Origin of the sequence: Mycobacterium gordonae, from assembly GCF_002101675.1 — a bacterium.
GTDB lineage: Bacteria > Actinomycetota > Actinomycetes > Mycobacteriales > Mycobacteriaceae > Mycobacterium > Mycobacterium gordonae.
The window spans coordinates 1-1,364 of sequence record NZ_LQOY01000134.1; the positions used below are offsets into that span (position 1 = coordinate 1).

Below are 1,364 nucleotides of genomic sequence, written 5' to 3' on the forward strand. Positions count from 1 at the left end.
CCTGAACCGTCCCGGGTTTCATGCACCCTCAGGTTTCTGTGATCCGGCCGGTCTACCGGTCACGAGTTGGGAATAGTAGCGGGCTTCGGCTTCGGCCGGCGGAATGCGTCCGAGGCGGTGCATCAGGCGCTGCTGGTTGTACCAGGCGACGTAGTCGGCGGTGATGTATTCGACGTCGCCCACGGTGTTCAGTGGGCCGCGGCGAAACGGGGAATCCGCCCGGACACATTCGTTCTTGTACAGGCCGATGGTCGTCTCAGCCAGCGCGTTGTCGAAGGCATCCCCAACACTGCCCACGGACGGGCGAATTCCCGAAAGGCTCAGTGTCTCACCGAATCTCACACTCGTGTACTGCGAGCCGGCGTCGCTGTGATGGATTGCGCCGTCGACGGGATGGCCTTGGCGGGCACGCAGTGCAGCGGCCTGACGCAGCGCGGATTCGACGAAGCGGGTGTGCTTGGACGCCGAGGCTTCCCAGCCCACGATCGACCCGGCGTAGGCGTCGATGACGAACGCGACGTAGACGAACACGCCGGTGACGAGCTTGACGTAGGTGAAGTCGGCCACGAGCAGCACGTTGGGTGCGGCCACCCCGAACTGGCGGTCCACCAGGTCCGGCGGTCGCACCGCCTCCGGGTCGGGGATCGTGGTGCGGACCCTCTTCTGGCGGCGCACGCCTTGCCAGCCGTTCTTGCGCATCAGGCGTTCCACGGTGGACTTGGCCACCGGGATGCCCTCACGCTGCAGATGGGCCCACATCTTCAGCGACCCGTACAGCGACTCGGGCCTGCGGCGTCCGTGCTCATCAGGCTCGTAGTAGCCGGCTAGGATCTCGGTGATCGTGGCGTCCCACAGGGCCCGTTTCGAGGGCGCCCGCACCGCCCAGGCATGAAATGTCCGCGGGGCGATCGGCACGTCGTGCTCGGTGAGCACGCGGCAGATCGGAGCGACCCCGAAACGGTCCCGGTGGGCGGCGATGAACTCGCAGACCGTAGCGGTCAGCGGCGGTTGCGCGGGTCGCTCTCCCGCACGAAGAAAGACGTTGCCGCCTTGAGGATTTCGATAGTCTGCTCCAGCTCGGCGTTACGCCGTTTCAACGCCCGGATCTCCGCAGCCGCCTCCGAAGAGACCCCGTCTCGATCACCGTCATCGACCTGTTGCTGGCGAATCCAATTACGCAGCGTCTCGGCGTTCATCCCCAACCGTTTGGACACCGCGGTAATCGCCGCCCACTCGCTCGGATAGTCCTCCCGGTGCTCGCGCACCAGACGGACCGCCTTCGCTCGGGTCTCCGGGTCGTACTTGCTCGGCATGACATGCACCTTCCCAAGGAAGGAGGTGCGCATCAAACGCGGGATGGTTCA

General features: G+C 65.5%; 1 protein-coding gene. It reads right to left on the minus strand.

The annotated features are described in order from the left end of the window. Positions 1–18: 18 nt before the first annotated feature. Positions 19–1,313, minus strand: a protein-coding gene (locus tag AWC08_RS19685) for an IS3-like element ISMysp3 family transposase (protein WP_142283681.1) whose coding sequence is annotated in 2 segments (ribosomal slippage) — positions 19–1,040 and positions 1,040–1,313 — 1,296 coding nt in all. Because the reading frame shifts where the segments join, the coding sequence is not laid out codon by codon here. Positions 1,314–1,364: the final 51 nt, after the last annotated feature.